General features: G+C 60.6%; 21 protein-coding genes. 1 reads left to right on the top strand and 20 read right to left on the bottom strand.

Annotated features, from left to right (window positions below; translation table 11 throughout):
* Positions 1-96: 96 nt before the first annotated feature.
* The 19 genes from ACA062_RS06735 to ACA062_RS06645 all read right to left on the bottom strand — a co-directional run bounded on the left by ACA062_RS06735 (position 97) and on the right by ACA062_RS06645 (position 15,911).
* A complete protein-coding gene (locus ACA062_RS06735; protein ID WP_497455715.1) occupies positions 97-1,095 on the bottom strand; it encodes an ADP-ribosylglycohydrolase family protein in 999 nt (332 codons plus the stop codon).
* Positions 1,092-1,805, bottom strand: coding sequence for a GntR family transcriptional regulator (locus ACA062_RS06730; RefSeq protein ID WP_497455714.1), 714 nt, complete (start codon positions 1,803-1,805; stop codon positions 1,092-1,094). The genes ACA062_RS06735 and ACA062_RS06730 overlap by 4 nt, the downstream gene beginning before the upstream one ends.
* Positions 1,806-2,095: 290 nt before the next feature.
* Entirely contained in the window at positions 2,096-2,656 is a 561-nt protein-coding gene (locus ACA062_RS06725) for a DUF1285 domain-containing protein (RefSeq protein WP_128872177.1), read from the bottom strand.
* A gap of 17 nt (positions 2,657-2,673) precedes the next feature.
* Positions 2,674-3,279 (bottom strand): DUF4823 domain-containing protein, encoded by a 606-nt coding sequence (locus ACA062_RS06720; RefSeq protein ID WP_497455713.1) that lies wholly within the window; start codon positions 3,277-3,279, stop codon positions 2,674-2,676.
* Between the two features lie 240 nt (positions 3,280-3,519).
* Positions 3,520-4,488: a GTP 3',8-cyclase MoaA gene (locus tag ACA062_RS06715; RefSeq protein ID WP_497455712.1), complete on the bottom strand. Its 969-nt coding sequence runs from the start codon at positions 4,486-4,488 to the stop codon at positions 3,520-3,522.
* Between the two features lie 139 nt (positions 4,489-4,627).
* The gene (locus tag ACA062_RS06710; protein ID WP_008152317.1) at positions 4,628-5,266 is read right to left on the bottom strand and encodes a TetR/AcrR family transcriptional regulator; all 639 of its coding nucleotides are present in this window, start codon (positions 5,264-5,266) and stop codon (positions 4,628-4,630) included.
* A gap of 385 nt (positions 5,267-5,651) precedes the next feature.
* On the bottom strand, positions 5,652-6,440 hold the full coding sequence (locus tag ACA062_RS06705; protein ID WP_497455711.1) for a TatD family hydrolase: 789 nt from the start codon (positions 6,438-6,440) through the stop codon (positions 5,652-5,654).
* A gap of 14 nt (positions 6,441-6,454) precedes the next feature.
* Positions 6,455-6,811, bottom strand: coding sequence for a PilZ domain-containing protein (locus ACA062_RS06700; RefSeq protein WP_497455710.1), 357 nt, complete (start codon positions 6,809-6,811; stop codon positions 6,455-6,457).
* A 42-nt stretch (positions 6,812-6,853) separates the two neighbouring features.
* Positions 6,854-7,840, bottom strand: a complete 987-nt coding sequence (locus ACA062_RS06695; protein ID WP_497455709.1) for a DNA polymerase III subunit delta' — start codon at positions 7,838-7,840, stop codon at positions 6,854-6,856.
* Entirely contained in the window at positions 7,833-8,465 is a 633-nt protein-coding gene (tmk, locus tag ACA062_RS06690) for a dTMP kinase (protein WP_497455708.1), read from the bottom strand. The genes ACA062_RS06695 and tmk overlap by 8 nt, the downstream gene beginning before the upstream one ends.
* A gap of 19 nt (positions 8,466-8,484) precedes the next feature.
* Positions 8,485-9,750, bottom strand: coding sequence for an endolytic transglycosylase MltG (mltG, locus tag ACA062_RS06685; protein WP_497455707.1), 1,266 nt, complete (start codon positions 9,748-9,750; stop codon positions 8,485-8,487).
* A gap of 3 nt (positions 9,751-9,753) precedes the next feature.
* Positions 9,754-10,569 carry an aminodeoxychorismate lyase gene (gene pabC / locus ACA062_RS06680; protein WP_497455706.1) on the bottom strand — a complete coding sequence of 272 codons (816 nt, stop codon included), beginning with the start codon at positions 10,567-10,569 and terminating at the stop codon, positions 9,754-9,756.
* Positions 10,569-11,813 carry a beta-ketoacyl-ACP synthase II gene (gene fabF / locus ACA062_RS06675; RefSeq protein ID WP_497455705.1) on the bottom strand — a complete coding sequence of 415 codons (1,245 nt, stop codon included), beginning with the start codon at positions 11,811-11,813 and terminating at the stop codon, positions 10,569-10,571. Before fabF ends, pabC begins: the two co-directional genes overlap by 1 nt.
* Before the next feature lie 108 nt (positions 11,814-11,921).
* Positions 11,922-12,158 carry an acyl carrier protein gene (gene acpP / locus ACA062_RS06670; protein ID WP_003442511.1) on the bottom strand — a complete coding sequence of 79 codons (237 nt, stop codon included), beginning with the start codon at positions 12,156-12,158 and terminating at the stop codon, positions 11,922-11,924.
* A gap of 191 nt (positions 12,159-12,349) precedes the next feature.
* The gene (fabG, locus tag ACA062_RS06665) at positions 12,350-13,093 is read right to left on the bottom strand and encodes a 3-oxoacyl-ACP reductase FabG (protein WP_007942004.1); all 744 of its coding nucleotides are present in this window, start codon (positions 13,091-13,093) and stop codon (positions 12,350-12,352) included.
* Between the two features lie 16 nt (positions 13,094-13,109).
* Positions 13,110-14,048 carry an ACP S-malonyltransferase gene (gene fabD, locus ACA062_RS06660; protein WP_497455704.1) on the bottom strand — a complete coding sequence of 313 codons (939 nt, stop codon included), beginning with the start codon at positions 14,046-14,048 and terminating at the stop codon, positions 13,110-13,112.
* 125 nt (positions 14,049-14,173) lie between these two features.
* A complete protein-coding gene (gene plsX / locus ACA062_RS06655) occupies positions 14,174-15,184 on the bottom strand; it encodes a phosphate acyltransferase PlsX (protein WP_497455703.1) in 1,011 nt (336 codons plus the stop codon).
* A gap of 3 nt (positions 15,185-15,187) precedes the next feature.
* Positions 15,188-15,370, bottom strand: a complete 183-nt coding sequence (rpmF, locus tag ACA062_RS06650) for a 50S ribosomal protein L32 (protein WP_004371305.1) — start codon at positions 15,368-15,370, stop codon at positions 15,188-15,190.
* 13 nt (positions 15,371-15,383) lie between these two features.
* Positions 15,384-15,911, bottom strand: coding sequence for a YceD family protein (locus ACA062_RS06645; protein WP_004371317.1), 528 nt, complete (start codon positions 15,909-15,911; stop codon positions 15,384-15,386).
* A 105-nt stretch (positions 15,912-16,016) separates the two neighbouring features.
* On the opposite strand from ACA062_RS06645, the gene ACA062_RS06640 reads away from it, so the two are divergent.
* On the top strand, positions 16,017-16,595 hold the full coding sequence (locus ACA062_RS06640; RefSeq protein ID WP_497455702.1) for a Maf family protein: 579 nt from the start codon (positions 16,017-16,019) through the stop codon (positions 16,593-16,595).
* A 137-nt stretch (positions 16,596-16,732) separates the two neighbouring features.
* On the opposite strand, the gene sppA is transcribed toward ACA062_RS06640, so the two are convergent.
* Positions 16,733-17,722, bottom strand: a complete 990-nt coding sequence (gene sppA / locus ACA062_RS06635; protein ID WP_497455701.1) for a signal peptide peptidase SppA — start codon at positions 17,720-17,722, stop codon at positions 16,733-16,735.
* Between the last annotated feature and the right edge of the window lie 8 nt (positions 17,723-17,730).

Genomic DNA, 17,730 nt, shown 5'->3' with positions numbered 1-17,730 from the left:
CATCGCGGGCAAGCCCGCTCCCACAGGTACGGTATGTACCTTCAGGCTTGCATTATTCCTGTGGAAGCGGGCTTGCCCGCGAAGGCGTCAGTCCAGTCAGCGCAGAGCCAACAGTCCTCTCACCAACGGTTCTAACTCCAACGAGTTAACCGCTTTAACCTGCTCGATCATCGCCGCCGGCCAGCTCTCCAGCCCCAGACAGGCCCCGAGCATCGCCCCGAGAATCGCCGCGATGGTATCGGTGTCACCCCCCAGGCTCGCCGCCATGCACAGCGCTTCGAAGGCGTTCATTTCGCCAACGGCCACTTGCTGAGCCAGGGCAAACGACACCACCACCGATTCCTGAGACGCCACCGAGGTGCCGATCACGTCATACAGCAAATCGGCGAGCATCGCCCGATCGCTGTCGACGCTGAGGGTCCGCGCCCAACTGATGCGCGAAGCGATGCGTCCGCCCGCGACCCAGTGGCCATGCCCTTGCGCTTGCAATGCCATTTGCTGGCCAAGGTTCAAGGCCTCGCCCAGGTCCATCCCGTTGACCCCGGCCGAGATCACCGCCGCCACCGCCGCCGCACTGGAAATGCCCAGCGTGGTGTTGTGGGTGACCTGGCAGGCCTGCACCACGGCCTGGATGAAAGGTTCAGGATCGGCGACATCCACCGCGATCCCGACTGGCGTGATGCGCATGGCCGCGCCATTGGTGGTGCCGTAGCGCCCCGCCTCTTCCGGTGTGTGTCCTGCGAGGATCATCTCGATCGCCCGCTTGGTCGACGGGCCGAGCAAATCCTGCGAGCCCTTGGCCTGCATCCCGGCTTCCCACTCGATCAGCCGCCGGGCAAGCCTCGACGGTTCGATCCGGCCCTCGCCCTCGACCAGCAATTGACCCACCAGAATCGCCTGTTCGGTGTCGTCGGTGATCGAGCCCTTGGGCATGTTCGCGGCGATCGGCTGATCCGGGCCGGCGTCCTGCAAATCGGTGATTTCGCCGAAGCGCGCCTTGATCTCGGCGCGGCTCAGGGATTGCGTCGGCATGCCCAGCGCATCGCCCAGGGCCAGTCCGTAAAAAGCGCCCAGGGCACGGTTGAGTGCGGTCATTGCGAATGTCCAAATTGCAGGTGCAGGCGAAAATGCACCGGGTCGAGCAGGCTTTCGACCTGCTCCATGAAGCGGTTTTTCCGGTCGTAGGTGGTGCGCAGGGCTTTGAGAAATACCGTGCCTGGCGGACGGCCCAGCAGTTCGGCGTCTTCGGCACTCAGGGGTTCGGCGCCGATCCATTGATCGCCGCGCTCGCCGATGTAGCCGTAGGCGGCCAGGGTGATGGTCAGGGAGTTATCGATCAGGCCGACCCGCGGCAGGCTTTCCAGGCCTCCGGTGGCGGGCATCAGTGAGCGTTCGAGGGAGACCAGCTTGCCGTCGGTGGAGCGGCGGCGTCGGTCGAGGGTGATGAATTGGTCGGTGCCGAAACGCGGCAGCAGGTCAGGACGGGTCACCGCCTCCAGCCGCAGCACTTCGGTATTGATCAGCGCCCCGCTGTCGGCCAGGGCCTGGGCCCAGCCGCTGCGTTGATCGAGCACCACACCGTCGAAGGTGACGATGGAGCCGACCCCGCTTTGCGTCGCGATGTATTTGCGCCGTTTCAATTCGGCCAGGGCTTCGCGCAGCGTGCCCCGGCTGACCTTGAATTCTTGAGCCAACTGATGCTCCCCCGGCAGATGAAAGCCGTCCTCCATGAGGCCGCTTTCGATGCGCCGGATGAGTTCGTCGACCACCCGTTGTTTCTTGTCAAATCGTACCTGTCTAATCATGTACAGCGTGATAACCGAAACGAGGTGGGGCGGGCAAGGAATATTTCAGGGAAGTGATGGGAGGGGTCCAGGCGTAGATCAGTGAAGATGCGTTGCGTCAGTGACGCAGCCTTCGCTGCGGTGCGGCGATCCGACAAGCCAGCGCCTGCAGGTCAAGTGTCGTGCCCGGATTATGCGGCCGACATATAACCTGTGGGAGCGGGCTTGCTCGCGAAAGCGGTCTGTCTGACACATAAATGTTGGATGTGCCGGCGCTTTCGCGAGCAAGCCCGCTCCCACAGGGTTATGTGTCAGGGCTCCAGGCCGATGGGGAAGAATTCGCCACCACTCCATACACCCAGCCAGCGCTGCCCGTCGATCTCTCGGGTCACGGCCAGTTCCACCAGCTGATAGAACACGTTGCGGTGGATCAGCGCTTCAAGGTTGGTGCGCACATGTACATAGGGGGCCGGCTCTTGCGTCACCGGGTCGATCACTACCCGCATCGGGTGTTCGGCACCGGCCTCGGCGGTTTCCTCGACATTGGTGGTGAAGCGCAAGACCTGCGCCTCACCCTCGCCTTCCACCTCCACGGCAATCGCCACGAAAGGCGCATCGTCGACCTTGATGCCGACTTTCTCGACCGGGGTGATGAGGAAGTAGTCATCGCCGTCGCGACGCATGATGGTGGAGAACAGCTTGACCATCGGCTTGCGCCCGATCGGCGTGCCCAGGTAGTACCAGGTGCCGTCGCGGGCGATGCGCATGTCGATGTCGCCGCAGAAGTCGGGATTCCACAGGTGGACCGGTGGCAAGCCTTTGGTTTTGGGGATTTGCCCCAACAGGTCGTTGGCTTTTTGCGGGCCACTCATGGCGTTCTCCTTTTGAGTTACTGGTCGCTGAGCCCCAGCAAGCTACGAGCATATTGCTCCAGCGGCGGGCCCATCAGGTCTTCCGGCTTGGTATCGTGGAACGTCAGCAAACCGCCACGACTCTTGATACGTGCAGTATCAATCAAATACTGGGTGCTGGTCTCGATCAACATGATCTGAATGACGCCACTGTCGATACCGAGTAGATCCACGGCTTCCTGATCGAGCCATTCGTCCGAGTTGCCGATACGGTCATCGGACTTGGCAAAGCGGGTATACAGCAGGTAATGCGCACCGGCGGCTCGGGCTTCGCCCATCGCCTGATCGAGACCTTCCGGCACACGGGCACGGCGCACCATCGGGAAGTATTCGATAAAGCCATCGAAGGCGACTTCGGCGATCACGTTGGGTCGTGGATAGGCACTGCCTGGGGGTGCGAAGGCGCCTTGGGCGATGTAGACGAAGGAGTCCGGCTGAATGCGCAGATTATTGGCTCGGTGGCTGTCGCTATGGTCGAGCAGGCCCGCGTCGCTCATGTGGTAGCGAGTGCCTTCGGCCATGTCGCTGACCTTCATGCAGCCACCCAGCGCCAAAATGGCCAGCAGCAAAACCAGGCTACGCATCCTTCCCTCCAGAGGCCGGTGACGGAAAACCGGCGAATGGGCAGAGGATGCAGCTTCCGCGCCAGTCCGTGGGGCCATCAATATTTCGAGTCGAGAATCTGTGGCGAGGGAGCTTGCTCCCGCTCGGCTGCGCAGCAGCCGTAAACCAGCGAATACGCTATGCCTGACACAACGCGGGGAATGGTTTTGGGGCCGCTTCGCGACCCAGCGGGAGCAAGCTCCCTCGCCACAAGAGGGCTGTCAGCCGCCGATGATCTTCATGATGGTTGCGCCACCGGAGAACGCCACTTCCTGCTTGTCGCCCAAGGCTTTTACCAGCAGTCGCTGCAACGCCGGCAGCGCCTGATGACGCGGCTTGTCCAACAGGTCACCCACATAGTGGCGATTGCTCGACGACAAACAGCCATGCAACCAGCCAGTAGACGACAGACGCAACCGCGAACAGGTGCGACAGAAGGGCACGCTTTCGTTGGCAATCACGCCGAAGTAGCCCTGCCCCGGAACCTCATAACGCACTGCCGTGGCGTCTACGGGCGCGTTAGCCTGCAGATACTCGTAGCGCTCGCCGATCAGGCTCAGCAACTGCGCAAGACTGACGAACTGCTGCAGGAAGGCATTGGAGTCGCTGGCTAGGTGGCCCATGCGCATCAGCTCGATGAAACGCAACTCATAGCCGCGCTCCAGGCAGTAATCGAGCAGCGGCATCACCTGATCGAGGTTCTGCCCGCGCAGCGGCACCATGTTGACCTTGATCTTGATGCCGGCAGCCGAAGCCTGGTCCATGCCGTCGAGCACAGTCGCCAGATCGCCGCCACGGGCAATGCTGCGAAACGCACTGGCGTCCAGGGTATCGAGGGAAACGTTGATGCGCCGGATGCCGGCATCCACCAGCAGCGGCAGTTTTTTCGCCAGCAACTGACCATTGGTGGTCAGGCTGATGTCCTCAAGGCCCATCTGCCCGACAGCCGTCATGAAGGCTTCAAGTTTGGGACTGACCAGCGGCTCGCCGCCGGTGATGCGCAAACGCTCGATGCCGGCGGCTTCGATCAAATAAGCCACACCCCGGGCCATCGCCTCGGCCGACAGTTCATCCTGCGCAGCGACCAGCCGCTTGCCGTTAGGCACACAGTAGGTACACGCGTAATTGCAGGCTGATGTCAGGCTGATTCGCAGATTGCGAAAACGCCTGCCTTGACGGTCAACGATCATGGATCACTCCGGCAAAAGGAAGTTCGGACGGAGTAAAACTTGACTCAGAAATCAAGTTTTAGCAAGCCCTATGCCTGAGTATATTCCTGAGGTACTGCGCCATGTAGCTAAATCATGGCGCATAAAGCATCTGAATGGCTCAGCTGCTTGGGGTGTCGGTATCGCGCTTGCGTTTGTTGCCCATGCGTACGCCGATGTCCATCAGGAACTGGAAGAAGCCTTCCTGATCTTCCAGCACATTGCTCCAGAACGGCGAGTGATACAGCGCAACGGCACCGTGCACCAGCGCCCAGGACGCGCAGTAATGGAAGTAAGGCGGCACGTCTTCGAGTTTGCCTTCGCTGATCCGGCCCTTGATCAGCAGGGTCAGGCGTTCGAAGTTCGAGGCGCGGATCTTGTGCAGTTCCTCGACCATCTCCGGCACCTGGTTGCCCTTGACCACCTTTTCTTCCAGGCGGTCGAACAGCCGATAGCGTTGCGGGTCGCGCATGCGGAATTCGAAATAGGCCCGGGACAGCGCCTCCTTGTCCTTGTCGACATCGGCCGAATGCAACAGCTCGTTCAGATCGCGCTCGTAATCGAGCATCAGGCGCAGATAGATCTCCGCCTTGGACTTGAAGTGCTTGTAGATCGTGCCTTTGCCGATACCGACGGCATCAGCGATCATCTCGACGGTGACACTGTCTTCACCTTGGTCGAGGAACAGCTTGAGCGCGGTATCGAGAATTTCTTGCTCGCGGCGACGAAACTCACGGACCTTACGAGGTTCTTTATGCATAAGAAAAGGTCTGTAGGGGTCAAAATTCGAAGCCGCGTATTATGCCTAACTTGCGCCAAAATGCACGGATCATCCGACCATATCTGTGTTTCATGATGATTTCACGCAGTTTTGCAGTTGATGAGAACGCTTCCGAAGCGGGCGTATTCCAAAATTGTTTAAAAACCCTCCCTGCTAAACTGGACTCGGCGCAATACTGATCAATACTTCAACTGTCGGCGGGGCATCTCCCCCAAGTGTCACGCCGATATAGGTACCAACGGACCGCGTGCCTTTGTTTTACTCCTAATGGTCTTAACCCGGATTCACCCCCCAGAACCCGGGTTTTTTTTGCCTGCGATTTACCCTCGTGGGGCGAGGCTGCTCGCCAAGGCAGCGTTGCACCCTAAACTGATTTGACATGCGCCAACGGGAATAACCGCTTGAAGTTCTCCGTGGTCTGCTGGGCAAACCGCTCATAGGGCTCACCGCGCAACATCGCCAGAAACTCTGCCACTTCCCGCACATACTGCGGCAGGTTCGGCTTGCCACGATAAGGGATCGGCGCCAGATACGGTGAATCGGTTTCCACCAGCAAGCGGTCAGCGGGCACTTTGCTGGCCACGTCGCGCAACGCATCGGCATTGCGGAACGTGACAATCCCGGACAGGGAAATGTAATAACCCATGTCCAGCGCCGCTTTCGCCATGTCCCAGTCTTCAGTGAAGCAATGCAGGACGCCCGCCTGAGGCAGCGCCGCTTCACGCAACAGACTCAAGGTGTCGGCACGGGCGCCACGGGTGTGAATGATCACCGGCTTGCCCGTCTGCTGCGCCGCCTGCAAGTGCAGACGAAACGATTGCTGCTGCAACTCGGCCGCTTCCGGTTCGTAGTGATAATCCAGGCCGGTTTCACCAATCGCCACCACGCGCGGGTGATTCAGTTCCTGCAGCAACCACTCCAGCGCTGGCGCCGCACCGGGTTGCACATCCAGCGGATGCACGCCCACCGAGCAGTCGACGTCGGCGTAGCGCTCGGCCAGGGCTTTGACGTCGCCAGCGTTTTCGACGCTGACGCCGATACACAGAAAGTGACCGACCCCGCGCTGACGGGCGGCATCGAGCGCAGCATCCAGAGAACCGTCGTGGGCGGCGAGGTCGAGGCGATCAAGGTGACAATGAGAATCTACGAGCATAAAAGGGCTGCAACTTACATCGTATGGGTAGGACGGTCGGACTTCAGGGCTCCGGCCAGATGGGTTTCGATGCGACTGCGCGCGGTATCGTCGCCTTCATTGAATTGTACGCCGATCCCCGCGGCCCGGTTGCCTTGGGCGCCTTTGGGGGTGATCCAGGTGACCTTGCCGGCAACCGGGATTTTTTCCGGCTCGTCCATCAGGTTCAGCAGCATGAAGACCTCATCGCCCAACTTGTAGCTTTTGTTGGTCGGAATGAACAGGCCGCCGTTCTTGATGAACGGCATGTACGCCGCATACAGCACGGACTTGTCCTTGATCGTCAGGGACAAAATGCCGTTGCGCGGCCCCGGATTGACGGCTTCATTCATGCTGATCTCCACGGCTGATGTTCAGAGTCTAGGCGCGAACGCTCACTTCTGGCCAGGCAAGGACGCCCATTGCACCAACAGCGCCTCCAGCAACAGCGCCGGATTCAGGTTGGCTTTGTTCATCACTTTCTGACGCTGGGCGAGAATCCAGTCCTGAATGGCGAGCACTTTGTCCTGCGCGGTTTTCTGCGCCAGGTATTGAATGACCTTGCGCATGTCCGTCAGGCCGAGGCCTTCTTCATCCTGGGTCAACTGATAGCGCAGGATCAGGCTCGACCAGTCGCAGAACCAGTCGAACAACAGCAACTGCGGTATGGTTTTCCATTCTTCGGCCAGCTGGGTCGGCGACTGTTGCTGCTTGAGCAATTTCTTCACCCCGTCGACCACCAGCGCCCGCTGTTCGCGTACTCCCCGGGCCTGCAACTTGACCGCAGCCAATGGCGATCCGGCGGCGAGTGTCAGCAATTCGACGCGTTCCTCTGGCGAACAGTCCGGCAGGGCCTTCGCCAGCCACGCCAGGCTCATCGCCTCACTGGGCAGCGGACACGCCTGCTGCTGGCAGCGACTCTTGATGGTCGGCAACAATCGACTGGACTGGTGGCTGACCAGCAGCAACACGGTATCACCGGACGGCTCTTCAAGACTTTTGAGCAAGGCATTGGCGGCGTTGACGTTCATCGACTCGGCCGGCTCGATCAGCACCACCTTGCGTCCGCCCATCTGCGCGGTCTGGACCACGAAGCTGACCAGTTCGCGGACCTGATCGACCTTGATCGCCTTGTCGGCTTCTTCCGGTTCCAGGATGTAATTGTCGGGGTGGCTGCCGGCCTTGAGCAACAGGCAGGATTTGCATTCGCCGCAAGCGTCCTGCGCGGTCGGCCGCTGGCACAGCAAACTGGCCATCAAGCGCTCGGCCAGCGCGCGCTTGCCGATCCCGGTCGGGCCATGCAGCAGATAGGCGTGAGCATGCTGCTTGCGCCCGGCCAACTGCTGCCAGAGGCTGTCCTGCCACGGATAGGCTTCAGCCACGGGCCAACTCCAGCAGACGCGGCAGCAAGGTGTCCAGCGCCCGCTGAACTTGCGTCAGCGGCTGAGCGGCATCGACCAGGACATACCGCGTCGGGTCCGCTTCGGCACGCTTGAGAAAGGCACTGCGCACGGCATCGAAAAATGTCCGGCCTTCGAGTTCGAAGCGGTCCAGGCGACCGCGGGCACTGGCGCGGGCCAGGCCTACTTCAACCGGCAGATCGAAAATCAGCGTCAGGTCCGGGCGCAAGTCGCCCTGGACAAAGGTTTCCAGGGCTGCGATGCGCTCCAGCGACAATCCGCGGCCGCCCCCCTGATAGGCGTAGGTCGAATCGGTAAAGCGATCACACAGGACCACGGCGCCGCGGGCCAGCGCCGGGCGAATCACCTCGGCCAGATGCTGGGCTCGCGCGGCGAACACCAACAGCAATTCGGTGTCGGGGTTCATGACTTCGTCGACGGGCGCCAGCAGCACCTCGCGGATCCGTTCGGCCAACGGCGTACCACCCGGCTCGCGGGTCAGCACCACCTCGATACCGGCGGCGCGCAGACGCTCGGCCAGGTACTCGCGGTTGGTGCTCTTGCCGGCGCCTTCCGGCCCTTCCAGGGTAATAAACAAGCCAGTCACAGGCAGTCCTTAGTCAGAGTCATTGCGGGCTGTGCGGCGCGCTCGCATCGGGCGCGGCAGCGGGTTCTTCAGCGGGTGGTTGCGCCGGCGCTGATGACGGCTCCTGTGGCGGCTCATCGACAGGCGCCGGTGATTCGGGTGACGCCACCTGAGCAGGCGCTTGCGGCGGCACTGGCTCCAACGCCTCAGGGGCTATGTTGGGCGAAGCGGCCGGAATCGGCATCTGCTCGTCCAGCGCTTCCGGCGCGGTGGCAGGTGCCGGGCTGGAGCGGTAGTCGGCGCGGCGCTTGAGCTGGAACTCGCGCACCGCGTTGTTATGGGCGTCCAGATCATCGGAGAACACGTGACTGCCATCACCCCGGGCAACGAAATAGAGGCTGTTGCCCGCCACCGGATTGAGCGCTGCATGGATCGCTTCACGACCGACCATCGCGATCGGGGTCGGCGGCAGGCCGGAAATCATATAGGTGTTGTAAGGGGTCGGTTCCCTGAGGTGGGCACGGGTCAATTTGCCGTTGTAGCGGTCACCGAGGCCGTAGATCACGGTCGGATCGGTCTGCAACAGCATGCCCATTTCCATGCGCCGCACAAACACGCCGGCGATCTGCCCGCGCTCCTGGGGCACGCCGGTTTCCTTTTCCACCAGCGACGCCATGATCAGCGCCTGATAGGGTTCGGTGTACGGCACGTTGGCCGAGCGCTGCCCCCATTCCTTGGCGAGGACTTCGTCGAGGCGGTCGTAGGCTTTCTTCAGCAGCTCGACGTCGGTCATGCCACGCACGTAGCGGTAGGTGTCGGGGAAGAATCGGCCTTCCGGAAAAATCCCGTCGTGACCCAGTTTCTCCATGACCTGGCTATCGCTCAAACCATCGAGGCTCTGTTCGAGTTTTTCTGCTTTGGCCAAGGCCGCGCGGACCTGGTGGAAATTCCAGCCTTCGACCAGGGTCAGGCTGTACTGAACGATTTCCCCGCGCTTCCACAGGTCGATCAGCCCTTCGACAGTCATGCCGGGCTGCATGCGGTATTCGCCCTTGTGCAGGGGTTGCCGGGCGAGATTGAAGCGCCAGTAAACGCGCAGCCAGAAAGCGTCCTTGATCACGCCATCGGCTTCGAGCCGATAGAGGGTGCGGGTCGGCGTGGTGCCCTTGGGCACCTCCAGCAGTTCTTCCTGGGTGATATTCAGCGGTTGTTCCAGCGCCGAATGGATTTTCCAGGCAGAAGCGCCCAGACACAGCCCCGCCAGAACCAATCCGGTTTCCAGCAGCAGCAAGAATTTACGTCTCACGAATCAAGCATCCAGTAGCAGGCGGGCAATGGTTTGGAGTTTACGGGTGAGCGGGCCAACCGGCCAGCTCAGTGCTGCATAGGCGCGCACCGGCCAAACGCCATACACACTGTTGCAGACAAAGACTTCATCGGCCCACTGCAGCTGATCGAGGGTGATGTCGGTGATTTGCGTGGGGATGCCCAATGACTCGGCTTGAAACAATAATTCCGCACGCATCACGCCGGCCACGCCACAGCGCTTGAGATCGGCGGTGATCAATACCCCGTCGCGCACCAGGAACAGGTTGCTGAACACACCTTCGATCACGCGACTGCCTTGATCGAGCATCAGACCTTCCGCGTGCTCGGAGTCTTGCCACTCGGAGCGGGCAATGACTTGTTCAAGGCGATTCAGATGCTTGAGCCCGGCGAGCAGGGGCTGCCTGGACAGGCGCGTCGAGCAGGGGAACAGACGCACGCCCTGCTCCGCATTCGCCACGGGATACGCTGCGGGAGGACTGCCTTGCATAATGCGCCGTGCCTGCGCCGAAGGATCCGGTGCATAACCGCGCAGACCGTCGCCACGGGTGACGATCAGCTTGAGCACGCCTTCACCCAACGCCTGGGCATAGCTCGATAACTCGGTGCACAGCGCACTAGGGTCGAGGTTGATCGCCAAGCGCTGGCAACCTTTGACCAATCGCGCCAGGTGCCGGTCCAGCAGCACCGGAACGCCATTGTGCACGGCAATGGTCTCGAACAGACCATCGCCGTAAGCCAGGCCGCGATCCTTCAGCGACAGAGCGTCAGCCGGCTGACCGTCGACCCAGCTGTCCATCAGCCAGCAAACCGGCGGAACACCAGCGAGCCGTTGGTCCCGCCAAATCCGAAGGAGTTGGACAGCACCACATCGATATCCATATTGCGCGCGGTGTGTGGCACGAAATCGAGATCGCAGCCTTCATCCGGCTCATCGAGGTTGATGGTCGGCGGTGCTACCTGGCTGTTGATCGCCAGCACGCTGAAGATCGCTTCGACCGCGCCCGCCGCACCCAGCAGGTGACCGGTCATGGACTTGGTGGAACTGACGGCCAGTTTGTAGGCGTGATCGCCGAACACCGACTTGATTGCACAGGCTTCGGCAAGATCGCCCGCCGACGTCGAGGTGCCATGGGCGTTGATGTACTGGACCTGATCGCCATTGATCTTCGCGTCGCGCAAGGCATTGGTGATGCAACGTGCAGCACCGGCGCCATCGGCTGGCGGCGAAGTCATGTGGTAGGCATCGCCACTGGTGCCGAAACCGATCAGCTCGGCGTAGATGGTCGCGCCACGCGCCTTGGCGTGTTCCAGCTCTTCCAGCACCAGCGCACCGGCGCCATCGGACAACACAAAGCCATCACGGCCCTTGTCCCATGGCCGGCTGGCGCGGGTCGGCTCGTCGTTGCGGGTCGACAGCGCACGAGAAGCACCAAAGCCGCCCATGCCCAGACCGCAGGCCGCCATTTCGGCGCCGCCGGCAATCATTACGTCGGCCTCGTCGTACATGATGTTGCGAGCCGCCATGCCGATGCAGTGCGTACCGGTGGTACACGCCGTGGCGATGGCGTAGTTGGGCCCCTGTGCACCCAGGTGGATCGACAGGAACCCGGAAATCATATTGATGATCGAGCCAGGCACGAAAAACGGAGAAATCCGTCGCGGGCCGGATTCATGCAGGGTGCGGCTGGTTTCTTCGATATTGGTCAGACCGCCAATACCCGACCCCATGGCCACGCCGATACGCTCGCGGTTGGCGTCGGTGACTTCCAGACCGGCGTTGCGAACAGCCTGAAAACCTGCGGCCAGACCGTACTGAATGAACAGGTCAAGCTTGCGAGCTTCCTTGACCGACAGGTATTCCTCGACATTGAAGCCCTTTACCGAGCCGCCAAAACGGGTGGAATAGGCAGAAAGGTCGGTGTGTTCGATCAGACCAATGCCACTGCGGCCAGCCAGAATGCCCTGCCAACTGCTCGGCACATCCGTGCCCAGTGGCGACAACATACCCATACCGGTGACTACGACGCGTCTACGCGACACAGCACTCTCCTTTTTCAAATGACGACTTTGCATCAGGCCTAAAGAAAAAACCGCACGCCGTGATGGCAGTGCGGTTTTTCCATGACAGCAAGCAACGACTACAAGCTATTACGCCTGGTGGTTGGTAACGTAGTCGATTGCAGCTTGTACAGTAGTGATCTTCTCGGCTTCTTCGTCAGGGATTTCGGTCTCGAATTCCTCTTCCAGAGCCATCACCAGCTCAACGGTGTCAAGGGAGTCAGCACCCAGGTCTTCAACGAAGGAAGCAGTGTTGACCACTTCTTCTTCTTTAACGCCCAGTTGCTCGGCAACGATTTTCTTGACGCGCTCTTCGATGGTGCTCATACCTTGTTTTCACTCCTAATGGACAAATTCAGGCAGCTGGCCAGTGGGTAAGTGTATAGAAAGACTTTTCAGTTTTTCAACTGAAAGCTTCACTCCTCAAACCCGGTGGCCCTCTGCCGATAAATAGATTGCAGCTTTATAACGGATTTTAGACAGCTCGTATGACATTTTTTTGAAGCTATCCGTCACATTTAACTCATGTACATCCCGCCGTTCACCGGGATTGTAGCCCCAGTCACGTAAGCCGCACCGTCGGATGCAAGAAAAGCGACCACAGACGCGATCTCTTGAGCTTGTCCCAGACGGCCCAGCGGAATCTGCGTCTGCAAGGCTTCACGCTGTGCCTCGGGCAGTTCGCGGGTCATATCGGTGTCGATGAACCCTGGGGCCACCGAGTTTACCGTAATCGAACGCGAGCCGACTTCACGCGCCAGTGCACGGCTGAAACCTTCCAGACCGGCCTTGGCGGCAGCGTAGTTTACTTGGCCTGCGTTGCCCATGGCACCCACAACCGAACCAATACTGATAATTCGTCCCCAACGGGCCTTGGTCATGCCGCGCAAAACGCCCTTGGACAGGCGGAACAGACTGTTCAGATTGGTATCGACGACGTCATGCCACTCGTCGTCTTTCATCCGCATCATCAGGTTATCGCGGGTGATACCGGCATTGTTGACCAGGATCGCCGGCGCACCGAACTGCTCCTGAATGCTCGCCAGGACAGCAGCGACGGATTCATCGCTGGTGACATTGAGTTCCAGACCAGTACCCTGAATACCGTTTTCCTTCAGGGTAGCGGCAATGCGCTCGGCCCCCGACGCGGAGGTCGCGGTGCCGACTACGATGGCACCCTGACGACCCAGTTCCAGGGCGATAGCCTGGCCGATACCGCGGCTCGCGCCGGTGACCAGTGCAACTTTACCTTGCAGACTCATGCAAGCTTCTCCTGATTCAGGCCAACGCTGCACGGGCGGCAGCGAAAGCATCTGGGGTATTGAGGTTGGATGTCGACACGCCTTCGGCGCAGCGCTTGTTCAGGCCGGCCAGCACTTTGCCGGGACCGCATTCGACCAGTTGGGTCGCGCCCCTGGCAGCCAGCGCCTGGACCGATTCGACCCAGCGTACAGGCTTGTAGAGCTGCTCAAGCAGATCACGCTTGAGGGTTTCCAGATCCGCCGGCACGTTGGCGCTGACGTTTTGTACCACTGGAATCTGTGGCGCCTGCCAATCGATCGCCGCGATCGATTCGGCGAAACGCTCGGCAGCCGGACGCATCAGCTCGCAGTGCGACGGCACGCTGACCGGCAATGGCATGGCGCGCTTGGCACCACGGGCCTTGCAGCCTTCGATGGCGCGCTCGACCGCCGCCTTGGCACCGGCGATGACCACCTGGCCCGGGGAATTGAAGTTGACTGCGCTGACCACTTCGCCTTGGGCCGCTTCGGCACAGGCAGCCAGCACGTCGGCGTCTTCCAGGCCGAGGATCGCGGCCATGCCGCCCTGCCCGGCCGGAACGGCTTCCTGCATCAGTTGGCCGCGGCGCTCGACCAGCTTCACCGCGTCGCCCAGGCTCAGGCTGCCTGCCGCCACCAGGGCACTGTATTCGCCCAGGCTGTGGCCGGCGACATAAGCCGGCTGCGCGCCGCCTTCGGCCAGCCACAGACGCCACAAGGCGATCGAGGCGGTCAGAATGGCCGGCTGGGTTTTATCCGTTTGATTGAGGTGTTCTTCCGGCCCCTGCTGGGTCAGTGCCCACAGGTCATAACCCAGAGCATCGGAAGCTTCTTTGAAGGTGTCGAGGACAAGCGGATGTTGCGCGCCCAACTCGGCCAGCATGCCGAGGGACTGCGAACCCTGTCCCGGAAAGACGAATGCGAGGGAAGCAGACATGTAACAAGCCCCTAATGATCTTGTCGCCGAAGAATTGACGTCCCGTCCCGGGACGCAAGAAAACTGACAATTGGATGGCCAATTGAACTGAGCGGTCACATTTAAGCATTGTCCGCCGAAAACGCCTAAAGCAACAAATCCTCCAGACGACCGTGAATCCGTTCCGGCAGGTTTTCCTGGATCTCGATCAACGCCCGGGCAATGGCACTCTGAAAGCCCTGAACCCCGGCCGAACCGTGGCTTTTCACGACGATCCCCTGCAACCCGAGGAAGCTTGCGCCATTATGCCGCGCAGGCGCCAGATCGGCTTGCAGCCGCTTCATCAGCGGCAGAGCCATTGCGCCGACTACTTTTGATGCAAGGTTTTTTTTGAACAGGGCTTCGATGCGCCCGGCAATCATGGTCGCCAGGCCTTCGCTGGACTTGAGCAGGATATTGCCGACAAAACCGTCACACACCACCACATCCGCCTCGCCGCGGTACAAACCGTCACCTTCGACGAAACCGATGTAGTTGATGCCACGGGCGTTCTGCAACAAGGTCGCCGCCAGCTTGACCTGCTGATTGCCCTTGATGTCTTCGGTGCCGATGTTCAGCAACGCGACCCGAGGACGAACGATACCCAGGGTTTCTGCCGCGACCGACCCCATCACCGCAAACTGCAACAGATGTTCGGCGCTGCAATCGACGTTGGCGCCCAGGTCGAGCAGCTGGCAGTAACCCTTCTGCGTCGGAATCGCCGCGACCATGGCCGGCCGGTCGATACCCGGCAGGGTCTTGAGGACAAATCGCGACAACGCCATCAGCGCGCCGGTGTTGCCGGCACTGACGCAGGCCTGGACCTTGCCGTCGCGCAACAGCTCCAGCGCCACGCGCATCGACGAATCGGGCTTGCCGCGCAAGGCCTGGGCCGGCTTTTCGTCCATGGTGATGACTTCGCTCGCCGGTGCAATCGACAGGCGCGCGCGATCCACAGCCGATTGGCTGGCGATCAATTCTTCAAGGAGTGAGGGTTGACCGACGAGGGTCAGGTGCAACGAGGGCGTGGCATTCAGACAAGCAAGACTGGCCTGAACAATGCTGCGGGGACCGAAGTCCCCGCCCATTGCGTCAATCGCGATGACTTGAGCGGACAAGGATTACTCGTCAGCGCCCTTGTCGATCACTTTACGGCCACGGTATACGCCTTCTGGCGATACGTGGTGACGCAGGTGAACTTCACCGGTGGTTTTTTCTACAGACAGAGTGCTTGCCGTCAGGGCGTCGTGCGAACGACGCATGTCACGGGCAGAGCGGGATTTTTTGTTCTGCTGAACAGCCATAATTGATTAACTCCTAAACGTTTGGGTCACGCTTTAACTGCGCCAATACACTGAACGGGTTGGACCGCGTTACCTCGTCCTCGCTCGGTTCGGGCTCATCGAGACCCGCCGGCTGCTGGCATTCTTCCGGATGATGAGCAGGCACAATGGGCAAGGCGAGCAGAAGCTCCTCCTCGATCAGTGACTGCAGATCCAATGGATCTTCGCCCAGTTCCAGCACGTCATAACCTTTCGGCAACGACTGGGTATTCGCACCCTCTTTCACCACAGCATAACTGCATTCGCTGTGGATCGGCAGGGTGACCAGCTCAAGACAACGCTGGCAAACCATTTTGACTTCGGTGTCGATAAAGCTGTGGATGACCACAGACTTACGTTCATCTCGCTCAAAAACGAATTTAGCCTGCACCGTACCGACAGTGTCGGAAAGCGGGTCGCAGAGTCTCTCCAAATCGGCCAGCAGCAGTTCACCTTGAAGGGTGGTGCCACGGTCAGCCAATTTGCGCGGGTCAACGTGAGGTGGAATCGGGTCATTCAACATAGGCGCAGCATTATAGGGATGCCCCCGGGCATGTCAAAGGAAATTCAGCCCTGTCCGTCACTTGGTCACCTCGCTAGAATTCGCACCTCCCCTTTGGAGTTGCGCATGCTGCCTTTATTACTCGCTTCAAGCTCGGTTTATCGCCGAGAGTTGCTGGCCCGCCTGCAGCTGCCGTTTACCTGCAGCTCACCGAATATCGACGAAGGCCATCGCCCGCAGGAGCCCGCCATCGAGCTGGTCAAGCGCCTCGCCGAGGCCAAGGCCCGCGCACTGGCCGATAGCCATCGCGCTCATCTGATTATCGGTTCCGACCAGGTCGCGGTATTGGGCGACCGGATCATCGGCAAGCCCCATACGTTCGACAAGGCCCGCGAGCAGCTTTTAGCCGCAAGCGGTGCCAGTGTCACCTTCCTGACCGGCCTGGCACTGCTGAACAGCCAGACGGGCGCCTGCCAGGTCGATTGCGTGCCGTTTACCGTCCACATGCGCACACTCGACATCGCGCGCATCGAACGTTACCTGCACGCTGAGCAGCCCTACGACTGCGCTGGCAGCTTCAAGGCCGAAGGACTGGGGGTGAGCCTGTTTCAAAGCACCGAAGGCCCTGACGCCACCAGCCTGATCGGCCTGCCGCTGATTCGGCTGATCGATATGCTGTTGGCCGAGGGCGTGCAGGTTCCGTAAAACACCACACACACCCCTGTAGGAGCTGGCTTGCCAGCGAAGGCGTCCGTTCAGGCGATAAATATGTCGTCTGACCCACCGCCTTCGCTGGCAAGCCAGCTCCTACAGTTAATCTCAAATAGCGGGATACCCCCCAATCAGCGCAGCGTCGGCCCCTGAAACCCCATCCACATCGCCAAATGCTCAGCCACACTGGCACCGAGTTTCTTCGAGAAGCGATCGAACGGCGATTCCTGGACAGTGAAGTCCACCAGCTCCTTCTCGCCAATCACATCACGCGCCACGGAACTGGCACTCCCCAGGCCATCGATCAGCCCCAGTGGCAGCGCCTGCTCGCCCGACCAGACCAGGCCGGAAAACAGCTCCGGATGCTCCTTGTCCTTGAGGCGGTCGCCACGCCCTTTCTTGACGCTGGCAATGAACTGCTGATGAGTGGTGTCGAGCACGCCCTGCCAGAACTGCGTTTCTTCAGGTTTCTGCGGCTGGAACGGATCGAGGAACGATTTGTGCTCGCCCGAGGTATAGGTGCGCCGCTCGACGCCCAGCTTTTCCATGGTCCCGACAAAGCCGTAACCGGCCGCCGTCACACCGATGGAACCCACCAGGCTCGCCTTGTCGGCATAGATCTGATCGGCCGCACTGGCAATGTAGTAGGCGCCGGAAGCACCCAGGTCGGAGATCACCGCGTAAACCCTGGTATCCGGATGCAGACCGCGCAAGCGGCGGATCTCGTCATAAACGTAACCCGACTGCACCGGACTGCCGCCCGGACTGTTGATTCGCAGGATAACGCCCTTGACCTTCTCATCCTCGAAGGCGGCACGCAGGCTGCCGACGATGTTGTCAGCACTGGCGGGCTCCTTGTCGGCAATCACGCCGGTCACGTCGATCAGCGCGGTGTAGTTGCCACTGCGGGTCGCGGCTTTTTCCATGTCCATCAGCGGCGTGAACAGGATCAGCGCGCCAATCAGGTACACAAAGGTCAGCAGCTTGAAGAAGATCCCCCAGCGCCGGGACCGGCGCTGTTCCTGCACGCTGGCCAGCAGGGTCTTTTCCAGCAGCTTCCAGCTTTTCTCGTCACCGCTCTCTGCGCTCGCCTTGGCGGGCGCTTTCCATTCGTCGGTCATGCCATGTA

This window comes from Pseudomonas sp. LBUM1679 (assembly GCF_059695565.1).
Note: the sequence above shows the minus strand (reverse complement) of the source record. Positions and strands in the feature narration are given on the sequence as shown.